The organism is Micromonospora sp. C31 (assembly GCF_018070575.1).
In the GTDB taxonomy this organism is placed as follows: domain Bacteria; phylum Actinomycetota; class Actinomycetes; order Mycobacteriales; family Micromonosporaceae; genus Micromonospora.
On sequence record NZ_JAGPXN010000013.1, the window covers coordinates 170383 to 184921 of the forward strand.

General features: G+C 73.2%; 10 protein-coding genes. 6 read left to right on the plus strand and 4 right to left on the minus strand.

Annotation, left to right across the window (positions count from 1 at the left end; translation table 11 throughout):
• Positions 1–42: 42 nt before the first annotated feature.
• The 6 genes from KBX06_RS18615 to KBX06_RS18640 are packed head-to-tail and all read left to right on the plus strand — an operon-like array spanning position 43 to position 7215.
• Positions 43–1320, plus strand: a complete 1278-nt coding sequence (locus tag KBX06_RS18615) for an MFS transporter (protein WP_210836578.1) — start codon at positions 43–45, stop codon at positions 1318–1320.
• Positions 1321–1322: 2 nt separating this feature from the next.
• On the plus strand, positions 1323–1778 hold the full coding sequence (gene panD / locus KBX06_RS18620) for an aspartate 1-decarboxylase (RefSeq protein WP_210836591.1): 456 nt from the start codon (positions 1323–1325) through the stop codon (positions 1776–1778).
• The gene (gene sbnA / locus KBX06_RS18625; protein WP_210836593.1) at positions 1765–2781 is read left to right on the plus strand and encodes a 2,3-diaminopropionate biosynthesis protein SbnA; all 1017 of its coding nucleotides are present in this window, start codon (positions 1765–1767) and stop codon (positions 2779–2781) included. The genes panD and sbnA overlap by 14 nt, the downstream gene beginning before the upstream one ends.
• A complete protein-coding gene (gene sbnB, locus KBX06_RS18630; RefSeq protein ID WP_210836595.1) occupies positions 2775–3776 on the plus strand; it encodes a 2,3-diaminopropionate biosynthesis protein SbnB in 1002 nt (333 codons plus the stop codon). Before sbnA ends, sbnB begins: the two co-directional genes overlap by 7 nt.
• Entirely contained in the window at positions 3766–6969 is a 3204-nt protein-coding gene (locus KBX06_RS18635; protein WP_210836598.1) for a non-ribosomal peptide synthetase, read from the plus strand. Before sbnB ends, KBX06_RS18635 begins: the two co-directional genes overlap by 11 nt.
• Positions 6970–7005: 36 nt before the next feature.
• Complete coding sequence (locus tag KBX06_RS18640; RefSeq protein ID WP_121401277.1) at positions 7006–7215, plus strand: response regulator transcription factor; 210 nt, start codon at positions 7006–7008, stop codon at positions 7213–7215.
• A 25-nt stretch (positions 7216–7240) separates the two neighbouring features.
• On the opposite strand, the gene KBX06_RS18645 is transcribed toward KBX06_RS18640, so the two are convergent.
• From KBX06_RS18645 to KBX06_RS18660, 4 genes are all read right to left on the minus strand, one after another.
• A complete protein-coding gene (locus KBX06_RS18645) occupies positions 7241–7825 on the minus strand; it encodes a response regulator transcription factor (RefSeq protein WP_247686173.1) in 585 nt (194 codons plus the stop codon).
• Between the two features lie 406 nt (positions 7826–8231).
• Positions 8232–10550: a penicillin acylase family protein gene (locus KBX06_RS18650; RefSeq protein WP_210836601.1), complete on the minus strand. Its 2319-nt coding sequence runs from the start codon at positions 10548–10550 to the stop codon at positions 8232–8234.
• Positions 10547–11815, minus strand: a complete 1269-nt coding sequence (locus KBX06_RS18655; RefSeq protein WP_210836604.1) for an MFS transporter — start codon at positions 11813–11815, stop codon at positions 10547–10549. The genes KBX06_RS18650 and KBX06_RS18655 overlap by 4 nt, the downstream gene beginning before the upstream one ends.
• Entirely contained in the window at positions 11812–14526 is a 2715-nt protein-coding gene (locus KBX06_RS18660) for an amino acid adenylation domain-containing protein (RefSeq protein ID WP_210836606.1), read from the minus strand. Before KBX06_RS18660 ends, KBX06_RS18655 begins: the two co-directional genes overlap by 4 nt.
• Positions 14527–14539 lie beyond the last annotated feature (13 nt).

Below are 14539 nucleotides of genomic sequence, written 5' to 3' on the forward strand. Positions count from 1 at the left end.
GCGCGGGGGGCCGGCCGGTCACCGCCGGATCGGCCGCGACCGGTGAGCCGGGTCGACGATCCGGTCGCCGGGGAGCGGATCCCGCCGCTGCACCGCAACCGGGACTTCCTGCTGTTGTGGAGCGGGTCGGCGGTCTCCATGCTCGGCTCGACCGCATCGCTGGTGGCGTACCCGCTGCTGGTGCTGGCACTGACCGGCTCGCCGGGCGCCGCCGGGCTGGCCGGTTTCGTGGCGCTGGTGCCGACGCTGCTGTTCCAGCTGCCGGCCGGGGCGCTGGTGGACCGGTGGGACCGCAAGCGGGTGATGATCTGGTGCGACGTGCTGCGGGCGTTGGGGGTGGGCAGCATCGTGGCGGCGATCGCCGTCGACGAGCTGCACCTGTGGCACGTGCTGACCGTCGGTTTCGTTGAGGGGACGTTGTCGGTCGGGTACGAGCTGGCAGCCGGCGCCGCGATCCCGAACGTGGTGCACCCGAGCCAGGTGACCACCGCGCTGTCGCGCAACGAGGCCCGTGAGCGGGCCGCGGTGATGGCCGGTACCCCGCTCGGCGGGGCGCTGTTCGGGTTGGGGCGCATCTGGCCGTTCGTGCTGGACACGGTCTCCTACCTGGTCTCCCTGCTGACGCTGCTGTTCATCCGCCGCGACTTCCAGGCCGCACCGGGCAGCGCGACCGGCACCGGACCCGGCACCGGGAAGCTGGCCGCCGAACTCACCCACGGGCTGCGCTGGTTGTGGGGCCAGCCGTTCCTGCGCACGGCCACCCTGCTGGTCGCCGGGAGCAACCTGCTGTTCCGCGTCCTGTTCTTGATCATCATCGTGGCGTTCGAGGCCGCCGGGGCGGCCCCGGCCGCCATCGGCCTGCTGCTCGGTGTGGCCGGCACCAGCGGGGTGCTCGGCTCACTGGTCGCGACGTGGTGCGCCGGACGCTTCCCGATGCGCGCGATCGTCATCGCCGCGAACTGGATGTGGGCGCTGATGACCTGCGTCATCGCCCTCACCGACGACCGCTACCTGATCGGCGCCGCTTACGCCCTGATGTGGTTCGTGGGGCCGATCTGGAACGTGGCGGTCGCCGGATACCAGATGGCCCTCACCCCCGACCACATCCAGGGCCGGGTGCTCAGCGCGGTCAGCCTGCTGGCCAACGGCGCGGTCGCGCTCGGTTCCCTGGCCGGGGGCTACCTGCTGGAGTCGCTCGGGCCGGCACACGCCGCGTGGTCGATGGCCGTCTGGATGGTCCTGCTCGCCGCCCTGGCGACGCTGAGCCGCTCGATACGTCGAGCGAGCTTTCTGCCGATCGAGCCCCCAAGGAGGAGCTGAAGGTGTTGCGCACCATACTCAAATCGAAGATCCACCGCGCGGTGGTCACCCAGGCCGACCTGCACTACGTCGGCTCGCTGACCATCGACGAGGACCTGATGGACGCCGCCGACCTGCTCGCCGGCGAGCAGGTGCACGTGGTGGACGTCAACAACGGCGCCCGCCTGGAGACGTACGTGATCCCCGGCAGGCGCGGCAGCGGGGTCATCGGGATCAACGGGGCCGCCGCCCGGCTGATCCACCCCGGCGACCTGGTCATCATCATCAGCTACGCGGCGATGATCGACCCGGACGCCAAGGGGTACTCGCCCCGGGTGGTGATGGTGGACGAGGCCAACCGGATGCTCGGCACCACCGACGACCCGGCCGAGGCGATCCCCGGCACCGCGACCGTTCCCGGCAGCACCCTGCGGGCCGCTACGGATCCCCGTAGCGGGAGTGAACATGCGGGCCGATGAGACCGATGTCGGCGGGGTGCTGAACACGATCGGCGGCTCCCCACTGGTCCGGCTGGACAAGCTCATGCCGGACGCCCCGTTCACCCTGTGGGCGAAGTTGGAGGCGCACAACCCGGGCGGCAGCATCAAGGACCGCTCGGCGCTGGGCATGCTGATCGACCGGCTCCGGGCCGGGGAGCTGCAACCTGGCCGGTCGGTGGTGGTCGAGTCCAGTTCGGGCAATCTCGGCATCGGGCTGGCCCAGGTGTGCCGCTACTTCGGCATCCGGTTCATCTGCGTGGTGGACCCCCGGACGAACGCGCAGAACATCGCGGTCATGCGCGCGTTCGACGCCGAGGTGGAGGTGGTGACCCGCACCGACCCGGCCACGGGCGAGTACCTGCCGCAACGGATCCGCCGGGTCCAGGAACTGGTCGACAGCGTCCCGAACGCCTGGTGGCCGGACCAGTACGCCAACCCGCTGAACCCCCGCGCCCACGAGACCACCATGCGGGAGATCGTCGAGGGCGTGCCCACCCCGCTGGACTTCCTGTTCTGCGCGACCAGTTCCTGCGGCACGCTGCGCGGCTGTGCCGACTACGCGCGCCGGCACGAACTGGCGCTGACCATCGTCGCGGTGGACGCCGCGGGCAGCGCGATCTTCGGTGACCACCCCCCACGCAAGCGACTCATCCCCGGCCACGGCGCGGGAATCCGGCCGAAGCTCTACCGGGACGGGCTGGCCGACAAGGTGATGCACGTCGACGACCTGGACTGCGTGGCCGGGTGCCGCCGGCTGGTCCGCCGGGAGGCCATCCTCGCCGGTGGGTCGTCCGGCGCGGTGGTGGCCGCCCTGGAGCAGTTGCGTGACCTGATCCCGGCCGGCGCGACCTGCGCGCTGATCTTCCCTGACCGGGGTGAGCGCTACCTGAACACGATCTACGACGACGACTGGGTGACCGGGCACTTCGGCGACGTCACCCACCTGTGGAGGGACCGGACCGTGGACGTGCCGCCATGCTGATCGTATCCGCCGGCGAGGTCCGGCAGATCCTGGCCGACCGGGAGGACGCCGTCCTGGACGCGGTCCGCCGCGCCTACGTCCTGCACGCACGGGGGCGTACGGTGCTGCCGCACTCGGTGTTCCTGCGGTTCCCGGAGGACGCCCGCAACCGGATCATCGGACTGCCCGCGTACCTGGGCGACGACTCCCCGGTCGCCGGCATGAAGTGGATCTCGTCATTCCCCGGCAACATCGACCGGGGGCTGGCCCGCGCCTCCGCCGCGATCGTCGTCAACTCCATGGCGGACGGCCACCCGGTCGCGCTGATCGAGGGCTCCACGATCTCCGCCCGCCGTACGGCCGCCAGCGCCGCCCTGGCCGCCGGCGCCCTCGCCCCGCCGGCCGGCGGCGTCTCCCTGATCGGCTGCGGCGTGATCAACTTCGAGGTGCTGCGGTTCCTCCGCGCGGCGCTGCCCGGTCTGACGGAGGTGACCGTCTTCGACCTGGACGCCGGGCGAGCCGCCGCGTTCGCCCGGCGCTGCGCGCGGTGGGACCTGAAGGTGAGCGTCGCCGGGGACGTCGAGGAGGCGCTCGGCGCCCACCCACTGGTCTGCCTGGCTACGACGGCGGGCGTACCGCACCTGGGGTTGGCACACTGCCGGCCGGGGGCGCTCGTGCTGCACCTGTCGCTGCGCGACATCTTCCCGGCGGACATCCGCAGCGCGGTCAACGTGGTCGACGACGCCGACCACGTCTGCCGGGCGGCCACCTCGCTGCACCTGGCGGAGCAGGAGACCGGCGACCGGGGCCTCATCGCCGCCGGCATCGGCGAGATCCTGGGCGGGACCGGCTGGCGGCACGACCCGGAACGGGTCACGGTCTACTCCCCGTTCGGCCTGGGCGTGCTCGACCTCGCCGTGGCCGAGCTGGTGCGCCGGGCCGCGGAGCGGGACGGCCTCGGCACCCGGCTGCCGGACTTCCTGACCCTGCCGCCGGAGGACCCGGATGCCGACTGAGCCGGGCGTCGCACCGTGGAACGACACGGCCAGGAGGTACCCGGGACGACCGGCCCTGCACGAGCTGGTGCACGAGCAGGCGGCCCGCACCCCGAACGCCGTCGCGGTGGTCACCGAGCGCGGACGGCTCAGCTACGCCGGACTGGTGGGGCGGGCCGACCGGCTCGCCGACCTGCTGGGCGCGCGGGGCGTCGGCCCGGAGTCCCGGGTCGGGGTGTGCCTGCACCGGGGCGGCGACATGGTGGTGGCCCTGCTCGGCGTCCTCACCGCCGGAGCCGCCTACGTGCCGCTGGACCCGGACCACCCGGCCCGGCGACTCACCTTCCTGGTCACCGACGCGCGGCTGGACACCGTGGTGGCCGACCCGGACCTGCCGGTCCTCGCCGAGCTGGGCCCGAGCGTCGCCGTCGTGCCGGTGAGCCGGGAGACCAGCGGTCGGCCGGCCCGGGCACCGCGGGTCACCGTCGACGCGGAACACCCGGCGTACGTCATCTACACCTCCGGGTCCACGGGCCGGCCCAAGGGCGTGGTGGTCCCGCACCGGGCCATCGTCAACCGGGTCCGTTGGGGGCTGGACGCGCATCCGCTGGGCCCCGACGACCGGGTGCTCCAGAAGACCCCGTACGGCTTCGACGTCTCGGTGCCGGAGGTCTTCGGCACCCTGGCCGCTGGCGCGCGGCTGGTGATGGCCCGCCCGGGCGGACACCGCGACCCGGCCTACCTCGTCGACACGATCCGCGGGCACGGAATCACCGCGATCCACTTCGTACCGTCGATGCTGCGGGTGTTCCTCGCCGAGGTGCGCGACACCGGCGCCCGCTTACCCACCCTGCGCCGGATCGTCTGCAGCGGCGAGGAGCTCACCGACGACCTGGTTGCCGAAGCCGACGAGCTGATCGGCTGCGAGCTGCTCAACCTCTACGGCCCGACCGAGGCGGCGGTGGAGGTGACCGGGTCGCGCTGCCAGGCGGGTGAGCCGGTCAGCATCGGCCACGCGGTGGCGAACACCCGCACCCACATCCTCGACGGGCGCGGCGAACCGGCGGAGGTCGGCGAACTCTGCCTGGCCGGCGTGCAGCTCGCCCGCGGCTATCTGGGCCGGCCCGGGCTGACGGCCGACAGGTTCGTCCCCGACCCGTTCGGGGCGCCCGGCTCCCGGCTGTACCGCACGGGAGACCTGGCCCGGCGGCTGCCCGACGGGGCGGTGGACTACCTGGGCCGGATCGACCACCAGGTCAAGGTCCGGGGCCACCGGGTCGAGCTCGGTGAGATCGATGCCGCGCTGCGTACCGTGCCGGGGGTGCGGGCCGCCGCCACGGCCGTGCACGCCGGGCAACTCGTCGGGTACGTGGTGGCCGGCGCCGTCCCCGGCGTCCGGGTGCTCCGGTCCCACCTCGCCGAACGGCTGCCCGGGTACCTGGTCCCGTCGGTGTTCGTGGCCGTACCGGCGTTGCCGGTCGGCCCGAGCGGCAAACTGGACCGGGCGGCCCTGCCCGCACCCGACGGACACCGGCTCGTCGGCGGCGGGGAGCGGGTCGACCCGCGTACCGACGACGAGCGCCGGCTCGCCGGCATCTGGGCCGAGGTGCTCGGCGGCGGGCCGGTCGGCGTGCACGACACCTTCGTGGAGCTGGGCGGCGATTCCCTGGCGGCCACCCGCGTCTGCTCCCGCGTCCGGCACCTGTGGGGCCGGTCGCTCTCCCCCGCCGACGTGCTCACCGCCACCGTGGCCGAACTAGTCGGGTTGACTGCCGGGGGTGCAACGGCGACCGGCGGGGGTGCCGCAGCCGGCCGGCCCCGGCCGGATGCACCGGACGACGACGCCGGCCGGACGGTCACGGGGCCGCTCAGCCCCGCCCAGCACCGGATCTGGTTCGCCGACCAGCTCGATCCGGGATCGACCACCTACACGATGGTCGAGTCCTACCGCCTGCGCGGACCGGTCGACGTCGACGCGCTGCGCGCCGCCCTGGCGGACACGGTGCGCCGGCACCCGGCCCTGCGGACCACCTTCCGGTCCCGGCGCGGCGTGCCGTACGCGGAGACCGGGCCGGACGCCCGGGTGCCGGTCGAGGTGCGCACCGTGGCCGACGCCACCGAGGCGCGGGTGGCCGTCGACCGGCTCGCCGCCGTGCCGTTCGCGCTCGCCGAGGGGCCGCTGCTCCGGGTCGCCCTGCTGCGGCTGGCCCCCGAGGAGCACGTCCTGGCCGCCGCCATCCACCACATCGTCGCCGACGACTGGTCGATGGAAATGCTGTGGCGCGACCTCTGCCAGGCGTACGCGCGGCGCCGCCAGGGCGACACGGCGGCCGTCGAGCCGCTGCCGCCGGCCCCGCTGCCGCCGACCGACCCGATCGACCTCGACTACTGGCGTCGGCACCTCGCCGGCGTGCCGCCCACCCTGGATCTCCCGACCGACCTGCCCCGGCCGGCGCGGCTGCGGCAGACCGGGGCCACCGTCCGCTTCGGCCTGTCGGCGGAGACCAGCGCCGGGGTGCGGACGCTGGCCCGGGCCACCGGCTCGACCCCGTTCATGGTGCTGCTCACCGCGTTCACCGTGCTGATAGGACGACTCGCCGGCCGCGACGACCTGGTGGTCGGCACGTTCGCCGCGAACCGCGACACCGAGCAGGCCGAGAACGGGATCGGGATGTTCGTCAACACCCTCGCCCTGCGGGTGCCCTGCCCGTCCGAGGCCGCCTTCACCGACCTGCTGTTCCGGGTACGGAATGTGGCGCTGGCCGGGTACCGACACCAGGGACTGCCCTTCGACCGGCTGGTGACGGCGCTGCGCCCGAAGCGCGACCTGCGCCACAACCCGGTGGTCCAGGTCGCCTTCCAACTTCTCGGGGACCTGACCGGCCGGCTCCGGCTGCCCGGGGTCGCCGCCGAGCCGTTCGGGCACGGCCAGGGCGGTTCCCCGTTCGACCTGCTGCTCACCGTACGGGAGGAAGGGCCGCTGCTGGCCGGGTGCCTGCAGTACCACGACGACCTGTTCACCGCCGACCGGGCGGCTTCCTTCGCCGACGGCTTCAGCGGGATCCTCGCCGCGGCGGTGCGTCGTCCCGAGCAGGCGGTCGGGCGGTTGGCCCGGCGGTGGGTCGTGGACCCCGGCGTGGAAAATGCGGGGGCGGCGGTCGGCAATCTGGGTGCAGCGGCCCGATGGGTGAGCGACGAGCCGTTCCTAGCCTGAGTCGGTAGGTCACCCCACACCGCCCAGGAGACGATCATGAGGAACGCGTCGAAGCCCGTACTCACCGCCCAGCAGCTCCGGGTGCTCGAACTCGTCGCCGAGGGGTACGACAACGCGGGGATCGCGCGGGAACTGCGCTGCTCACCACACAGCGTGAAGAACATGATCTACGACCTCATGGCCCGGTTGCAGGTCTCCAACCGGGTCCACGCGACCGCGTACGCCATCCGGCACGGGCTGATCTGACCCGGCTCGGTCCGTCACGTCCCACTCAGATCAGCCCCTCGCGCAGGGCGCACGCCACGGCGTGCGCCCGGTTGCGCACCTGCCAGCGGCGGGTGATCGCGTGCACGATGCCGGTCACGGTACGGACCGAGTATGCCAGCGAACGCGCGATCTCCTCGGTCTCGTGCCCGTCGGCGAGCATGAGCAGCACCGCCCGCTCCCGCTTGGTGAGCTGCCGGACCGCCGGCCGTTCCGGCACCCGGTCGCCGGCCCCGGTGAGCAGGTCCGACGGCACGGTGAAGTTGCCGTCCGCCGTCGCCCGGATCGCCGGACGCAGCCGGTCCGGGCCGATTTCGCACCGGCGCAGCAGCCCGCCGGCACCCGCCTCCACGGCCTCGACCACGTCCGACTCCCGCAACGTGTCGACCACCAGCAGCACCCGCCGGCCGGCGCGGGACAGCGAACGCACCAGGACCAGCACCGCGTCGCCGACCTCGTCGGTCATCACCAGCACCACGTCCGGCCGGTCGACCGCCACGGTCAGCTCCGGGCACATCCGCACCATGTCGTCGACGCCGACCCGGACCGCCGGGTCGGCGGCGACGACCTGTACCCGTATCCGCTCGTCCATGCGCACCACTCCAGAAACTCGTCGCCGACGGACGGCAACGAGAATGTCACCGCGACTCCGGCGACCGGTACGGGGAACGGCCCCCATATTCCTCATCGACCGGCGACGACGGTGGGCATCCTGGCCCGCCGCCCGCCGAACGGCACGCCGGGCTCCGCCTGGGTCGGCGGTACCCGGCCGATGCGGGTGGCCGGGCCGGTGGTCGCCGGGATCAGCCGGGCAACCGAGCACATGCGTGCTGCCGGGCACCGTCCCGTTGAGCACGCGTCGATCTGGTCGATCTCCAACGCGTTGGAGACCTCAGGCTGGGCGGCGGCCCGGAGCCACGGCGGACATCGCGTCAGCGGTGGCGGTGGCGGTGCGGACGGTTCTGCTGAGGGTCGCAGCGAGTGCGCGCAGCATCCGGTCACCCCGCCGTCCGGGGCGCCAGGGTCAGCCGGCTACGCACCCGCGGCGGGCTGTCGAGGCGCACCTCGTACAACCGTCCCTCGGCGTGCGCCGGCGTCTGGTCCCCGTAGTGCGGCGAGAGGGGGTTGCCCGAGCTGCCGTGGCGGAGCACGTCGCGGACGCGGGTGCTGCCGGCGGGGCCGAACTCGACGACGAAGCGCCACGGCGCACCCTCGACCACCCGGCCGTCACGGTCGGGATACATCAGGCAGACGCTCTGCCCGCCCCCGCCCACCGGGGTCGGTGGCGATCCGTACAGCGAACGCAACGTGTCCGACACCGCGGCCAGGGGATGCTGGTCCGCGATCCGGTTCAACCTGCCGTAGCGCCAGCCGGTGGGGTCCTCGCCGAATTCGTGGGCGAGTCGACGCGCCGCCTCCGTGAGGGCGTCGGCGACGACGACCGGCAGTTCCTCCGGTTCGCCGAGCCGCCGGCGGGCGTCCGCATCCAGCACCAGGTGGTCCACCTGGAGGGTGACGTCGGTCATGGCGTCGGCGAGGGCCGTACCGAGCCGGCTGGTGATCCAGCGCTCGGTCAGCACCCGGGTCAGCGCCCCGAAGACCAGAGGTGCGGCCTGACCGGCGTCGTCCCTGCCGTCCCAGGCGGCCAACGACCGATGGCTGAACTCGGCCGGCGGCGACTCCGGTGGATTCTCGTCGAGCGCCTTCAGCAGGGTGGGCAGGATGCGCCGGGCCCGGCCGTCGTGCAGGTCCAGCTGCCACGCGCCGAAGTCGTCCGGACGGGCCGTCGGCATCGCCGTCAACAGCTCCTGGATCCGGTCGGCCCGGTACGGTCCACCCCAGTCGCTGCCCAGGTGCGGGGCGACCCCGTCGGGCAGGATCTGGTGGTTGGCGCTGACCACGAAGCCCGCCGGCGGATCGACGACCTCCGGCAACTCGTCGAACCCGAGGGTGGTGCTCCAGCGGGCGGCCACTTCGGCCGCGCCGGCCGGGGCGAGGCCCTCCTGACGGTCTCGGCGGGGCACGATTCCGGCCGTCCGCAGCGCGACCGTACCGGCGCGGGTCGCGACGACGAGGTTGAGCACGGGCACACCGAAACCGCGCAGGGTCGCGCGGAACGCCGGGTAGTCGCGCGACCGCCACATGCGCTGGCAGCTCTCGGCCTCGGTGGACGGGTGCAGGCCACTCCAGTAGAGGGCCACCGGGTCCGCCTCCGCACCGGGTGGGGCCGGCAGGTCGACGTATCCCGTCCCGCCCGCGGCGGTCACGGGGATCTCTTTCCCGCCGCGTACCCGCACGACGCTGGTCTGCGACCACCGTGGCTCTCCCGCCGGGTCCGTCCGCTCCCCCACGGCCAGGTCCTGGGTGTCGATGGTGGAGTTCGTCACCCCCCAGGCGAGATCCGGGTTGGCGCCGATCACCAGTCCGGGCACGCCCGGCACCGTCACGCCGTACGCGCGTTCGCCGTCGAGTTCCAGTCCCAGCTGATACCAGAGGCTCGGCTGGGTGAACAGGATGTGCGGGTCGTTGGCCAGCGCGGCGAAGCCGGTGGCGGACCTGTCCGGCGACACCGCCCAGGCGTTCGAACCGCTCCCCCGCCGGCCGGCGAAGAGGTCGCCGAGGTGGGCGGCGCCGGCCGCGGAGAGCAGCGCGGTGTCGCCGCGCCGTACCGCCGGCCCCGCCGGGACGTCGGCCGCGATGGTCACGCTGCCGCCGGGCGGGTACTTCGGCGCCAGGAAGCTGCCGACGAGGTCCGGTCGCTCCGCCAGCAGCCGGCTGCGGAAGACCTCCTGTTGCAGGTTGCGGCCCAGCTGGAAACCGAGCTGCTTGACGATGGCCAGCGAGTCGCCGACCGACCACGGGCCCGGCCGGTACCGCATGAGGTGGAACTCGGGTGGGAGCTGCCCGCGGCGCCGCATCCGGCGTACCGCGGTGTCGATCCCGTGGGCGAAGGCCGCGAGGTTGGCGCGGGCAGGCGGGGAGAGCAGCGCCTCGCTGCCGCGGGCGGCCCGCTCGAAGGCGAGGGTACGGGCGAGCACGTCCGAACCGGCGGCGCGAGAGCCGAACACCTCAGCCAGCCGCCCGGTCGCCCGCCGGCGCAGGACGTCCATCTGCCACAGCCGGTCGTACGCCATCGCGACCCCGACGCCCACGTAGAGATCACGCTCGTCGCCGGCGCGGATCCACGGGATGCCGCGTTCGTCGCGGTCGATGGCGACGGTCCCGTGCAGGGCCGCCAGGGAGAGGACCCGGGTTCGTCGGAGCGCACGACTGCTCGGCCAGGCGGCCAGGCGCAGGATGCCCGCCACGGCTCTCATGACGCCTTTTCGGTCTCCGGGAGAGTGTCGTGGCGGTTCAGGTCGGGAATGCGCCGGCCGACCAGCAGGTAGATCGCGACGCTCACCAACGCCAGGGAGCCGATGGCGAGGAACATGACCGGCCCGCCGAAGGACGCGAGGACGAGACTGCCGAGGAACGGTCCGGTGAACCCGCCGACCTGCGCGAAGGTCTGTGCGCCGAAGTAGGCTCCGCGCCGGTCCTCGGGCGCGATGCGGTCGACGAGCGCGAACTCCGACGGCACGATCAGGGTCTCGGCGACGGTGAACACCACCATCGCCACGATGTAGTGCCACATCTGCTCGGAGATCGCGAAGCCGGCCATCCCGACGAAGGTGAGGATCCCGCCGAGGGTGATGGCGTTCAGCGGGTTGTAGCGCTGCACGTAGCCGGCGGCGAAGAGTTGGAGGATGATCACCGCCACCGCGTTGGTGGTCATGACCGCGGCGAGCACGCGGGCGCTGTCGGCGAAGTCGGTGACGAAGTTCTGGGCGAGCAGCACCGAGATCCTGCTGTGCACCGTCTCCAACAGGATCGCGCCGATGAGCAGGAGGAGCAGGCGGCGGTCCGACATCACCGCCCGGGCCGACTCGCCCAGTCCGCGGACGATGGCGCCCGTGCTGCGGCCGAGCGTCGCCAGCCCGGTGTTCCCGGTGGACGGTCGTGGCAGTTGCCGCGTGGCCGTCCAGAGGACGGCGAAGTAGACCAGGTAGACGGCGGCGGCGGCGGGGAAGGAGATCCGGGCGCCGGTGAACCCGAGGGCCACGCCGATCAGCGGACCGACGGCGTAGCCGGCGTTGATCGCGAGGTACTGGTAGGAGAACCACTTCACCCGCAGCGTGACGGGGAGCAGGTCGCTGATGAGCACCTTTGCGACCGGGCTGAAGGCACTGGTGGCGAACGCCATGGACGCGTTGAAGACGAACGCCGTCAGGGCGTCGCGCGCGAAGAAGAAGCCGACGAAGCTGCCGATCACCAACAGCAGGCAGGTGAGCAGGACCCGGCGGCGTCCCACGATGTCGGAGAGCGCGCCGCCGAGGAACCCACCGGAGATGCCGAAGAGGACGGAGGAGCCGATGACCAGGCCGACCGTCGAGACGGACAGGCCGAGTTCGTTGCGGAGGAAGATGGCGAGGAAGGGAATCGTCACGCCGTTGGCCAGGCTCATCACGCCGGAGCCGCCGACGAGGATCCTGGCCAGTCGGGGTGGGCGGAACGCTGCGCTCGCAGCCGGTTCCCGGGTCAACTCGGGTTTCCTTCCGTCTTGTCCTGCTGGTGCTGGAATTCGATCATCGCCTCGGCGACGGATGCCGCTCCGGGGTCACGCAGCATGCCCTCGTGGCTGGTGGCCACCACCGTCTCGGTCAGGTTCGGCAGCACCAGGCGCCAGCCCTCGGTGTGTCCGTCCTCGTCGTGGGACCTCTCCAGGCCCGCCACCAGCAGCAGCGCGGGCACGGCCAGGGCAGGCGCGGGCTCCGCCATGATCCGTCCCATGGTCCGGTATGCCGCGAAGGCGTGGGCGAGCTCGCCGATCGTGGCCGCCAGCGCGGGCGTCGCGGTGCAGGCGGCCCAGCGCAGGAGATCCGCGTCGTTCAACCCGGCCGCGGACTGCGGGGAGAGCTCGCGCCACCGGCGGGTGTGCTCGGGAAACGCGAGGGCGACGTCGGAGAGGAAGGCGACCAGCCGGGTCCGGTGGTCCTCGGAAAGGCGCTGGTGGAGACATCGGGGGCTCGGCGCGTCGAGCAGGGTGATGCTCCGCACCTGGTGGCCGGCCGCCCGCATCGCCTGGGCGAGGTGCAGCGCCATCGGTCCACCCAGGGAATGTCCGACGAGGTGGACTCCGGGACCGGCGACGGGCAGCATCGCGGTCAGGCAGGCCCGCGCGGCGACGGCGGCGGACGGCGTGCCGTCCTGCGCCCGGAGGACGTCGCGGGTGTGCAGGGCGTAGAACGGGCGGCCCCGCACGTGCGTCGACAGCCGCGCCATCGAGGCGCCGATCCCGAAGACGCCGGGCAGCGCCACCACGGGCGCCCGGCCAGCCGTGGGGTCCCCCAGCGGCAACAGCTCGACCGGGCGGCGCGACGCCACACCCGGTCCGGCCTGCCGGGCCCGCCGGACGGCGTCCGCCACCGCTCGCACCGTCGGTGCCCGCAGGAAGTCGCGCAGCGGTACGACGACACCGGACTGTCGGCGTACGGCGGCCAGCAGGCGGGTCGCCAGCAGGGAGTTCCCGCCCTGCCGGAAGAAGTCGGTGTCCGCTTCGACCTCGGTGCCCGGCAGCAGCTCGGCCAGGATCGCCAGCAGCGACCGGGTGACGTCGTCGACGCCTGCGGGCACGTGTGGCGTCAGCACGGGGCCCGGGTCGGGCAGGGCTGCCCGGTCGAGTTTGCCGTTGGCGGTTCGCGGCAGCGCGTCGACGAGGACGAACGCGGACGGAACGGCATACCCCGGAAGCCGATCCTCCAACGAGGAGCGCAACTGCGCCGGACCGGCGTCACCGACGACGTAGGCCACCAGCCGCGTTCCCGTGCCGGGCGCGGTGTGCGGCACCACCGCGGCCTGCCGCACACCGGGCAGGGCGACCAGGGCGGCGTGCACCTCCCCCAGCTCCAGGCGGTAGCCACGCACCTTGACCTGGTCGTCGTTGCGCCCGTGGTACTCGTACTCGCCGGAAGGTGTCCGCCGGGCGAGGTCGCCGGAGCGGTACCCGCGTACGGGCCGGCCCTGCGCGTCGGTGACGGTGACGAACCGCCGCGCGGTGAGTTCCGGTTGCCCCAGGTAGCCGAGGGCCACGCCCGCACCGGTGACGATGATCTGCCCGATCTCTCCGTCGGCGACCGGCTGATCGTCGGTGTCCCACAGCAGGAAGTCGAGGTCGGGAAGGGGAGCGCCGATCAGGCTGGTCGTGCCGGCGACGTCGGAGGCGAGGATCCGGCGGTACGACGCGTGGACGGTGGTCTCGGTGATGCCGTACATGTTGACCAGTTCGGGCGCGGCGTCGCCGTACTTGGCGACCCACGGCCGCAGGTCTGCGAACCGGAGCGCCTCCCCGCCGAAGACCACCCACCGCAGCGGCAGCCGGTCGTCGTACTCGTCCTCCTGGGCCGCCAGCGAACCGAAGGCGGTGGGCGTCTGGCTGAGCATCGTGACCCCCTCCGCCCGCAGCAGGCGCCGCAGGGCGACCGGGTCCCGCATGACCTCGGCCTCGACGACGACCACACATCCGCCGGTGAGCAGCGCCCCCCACATCTCCCACACCGAGAAGTCGAAGGCGAACGAGTGCGCCATGGTCCACACGTCCTGCGGCCCGAACCCGAACAGGGGCTGCGTGGTGCCGATCAGGCGCAGGACGTTGGCGTGGGAGACCTCGATCCCCTTGGGACGGCCGGTCGTGCCCGAGGTGTGGATGACGTACGCCCGGTCGGTGGGCGCGATCGGGCGGACCGGCGCGGCGGGCGCCTCCGGCTGTTCCTCGCCGCCGTCCGACGCGTCGAGCAGGACAGCCGCGACCGTCGCGGGCAGGGAGCCGACCAGCGTACCCGTGGTGATCACCAGGGACGGCGCGGCGTCACCGACGATCATGCCGGTACGGACGGCGGGCGCCTCCGGGTCGAGCGGCAGGTACGCGGCACCCGTCCGGAGCGCCGCCAGCGCCGCCACGATCATCCGCGTCGAGCGCGGCAGCAGCACGCCGACCGGCTGGCCGGGCGGCGCGAGCGACGCGATCCGGCTGGCCAGGGCCCGGGAGGCGGCAGCCAGTTCCCGGTACGTCAGGGCCTGCCGGTCGCAGCGGACGGCGACCCGGTCGGGGTGCCGACCGGCGACCCCGTCGAAGGCGGCGACCAGGTTGTCGGCGGTGACCGTCGCGGTGTCGGTCCGGCCGGCCGCCGGTACGGACACGTCGCGGCGTCCGGCGAGCCGCCGACGCAGCCGTAGCGCGCGCTCGGTCGACGTCATGAGCGGTTCTCCC

Bases quoted from the DNA above. Each gene is read 5' to 3' on its own strand.
- KBX06_RS18635 (WP_210836598.1), top strand. From the start codon at position 3,766: ATGCCGACTGAGCCGGGCGTCGCACCGTGGAACGACACGGCCAGGAGG.
- KBX06_RS18645 (WP_247686173.1), bottom strand. From the start codon at position 7,825: ATGGACGAGCGGATACGGGTACAGGTCGTCGCCGCCGACCCGGCGGTC.
- KBX06_RS18650 (WP_210836601.1), bottom strand. From the start codon at position 10,550: ATGAGAGCCGTGGCGGGCATCCTGCGCCTGGCCGCCTGGCCGAGCAGT.
- sbnB (WP_210836595.1), top strand. From the start codon at position 2,775: ATGCTGATCGTATCCGCCGGCGAGGTCCGGCAGATCCTGGCCGACCGG.
- KBX06_RS18640 (WP_121401277.1), top strand. From the start codon at position 7,006: ATGAGGAACGCGTCGAAGCCCGTACTCACCGCCCAGCAGCTCCGGGTG.
- sbnA (WP_210836593.1), top strand. From the start codon at position 1,765: ATGCGGGCCGATGAGACCGATGTCGGCGGGGTGCTGAACACGATCGGC.
- KBX06_RS18660 (WP_210836606.1), bottom strand. From the start codon at position 14,526: ATGACGTCGACCGAGCGCGCGCTACGGCTGCGTCGGCGGCTCGCCGGA.